Below are 783 nucleotides of genomic sequence, written 5' to 3'. Positions count from 1 at the left end.
TGCGCCTGGCACCCGCCCTGCTGGCAGCGGGCGCTGCCGTACCCGCCGCCGAAGCCCTGCCCCGCTACATCCGCGATAAAGTGGCGCAAACCACCGCCGAACGGGCCGCGCTGCGCGCCGCCCAGTCCACAGCCGTTCCCACAGCCCCATGAGTGCCGTTCCCAGCCCTTCTGCCGCCCCCGAGGCACGGTTCGAGCCCCTCACCCTGGGGCGGCTCGACGACGTGCTGGACGTGGAAGCCAGCGCCTATTCCCACCCCTGGACAAGGGGCAACTTCATCGACGCCCTGGCCTCGGGTTACCAGGCCCAGTTGCTGATGGGGGGCGACCAGTTGCTGGGCTACTTCGTGGCCATGAAGGGGGTGGACGAGGTGCACCTGCTCAACATCACCGTGGCACCCGCCCACCAGAGGCAGGGCTGGGCCCGCGTGCTGCTCGACGCCTTGGCACTGTGGTCGCGCGGACAGGGTGCGCAGTGGCTATGGCTCGAAGTGCGCGTGAGCAATGCGCGGGCCCTGCAGGTCTACGAGGCCCATGGATTTCGCAGCGTCGGCCTGCGCAAGCGTTACTACCCCGCGCCCGCTGGGCAGCGTGAAGACGCCGTGGTCATGAGCCGCCCCCTGCAAGCGCCCACCAACCAGAGCCCGCCTGTATGAGCCTTCACCTCGATGCGCGCCAACGCGCCATGCTGCAAGAAATGGGCGTGACCGTGTGGGCGCCCGCCGACGCACCATCGCCAGCGGCCGATCCTGCTGCGGCGCAGGCGCAGGCGCAGCCGGAACGC

1 protein-coding gene and 2 pseudogenes are annotated in these 783 nt (G+C 70.1%); all 3 read left to right on the top strand.

Annotation, left to right across the window (positions count from 1 at the left end):
- Positions 1-152 (top strand): annotated as a pseudogene (locus ACDELDRAFT_RS23235) (tRNA (adenosine(37)-N6)-threonylcarbamoyltransferase complex dimerization subunit type 1 TsaB); the annotation flags it as partial.
- Positions 149-655 (top strand): ribosomal protein S18-alanine N-acetyltransferase, encoded by a 507-nt coding sequence (rimI, locus tag ACDELDRAFT_RS23230; RefSeq protein ID WP_005801798.1) that lies wholly within the window; start codon positions 149-151, stop codon positions 653-655. The pseudogene ACDELDRAFT_RS23235 and the gene rimI, both read left to right, overlap by 4 nt.
- A pseudogene (locus tag ACDELDRAFT_RS26265) lies at positions 652-783 on the top strand (uracil-DNA glycosylase family protein); the annotation flags it as partial. The gene rimI and the pseudogene ACDELDRAFT_RS26265, both read left to right, overlap by 4 nt.

It is taken from the genome of Acidovorax delafieldii 2AN (assembly GCF_000175235.1).
GTDB classification, from domain to species: Bacteria; Pseudomonadota; Gammaproteobacteria; order Burkholderiales; family Burkholderiaceae_C; genus Acidovorax; species Acidovorax delafieldii_B.
Note: the sequence above shows the minus strand (reverse complement) of the source record. Positions and strands in the feature narration are given on the sequence as shown.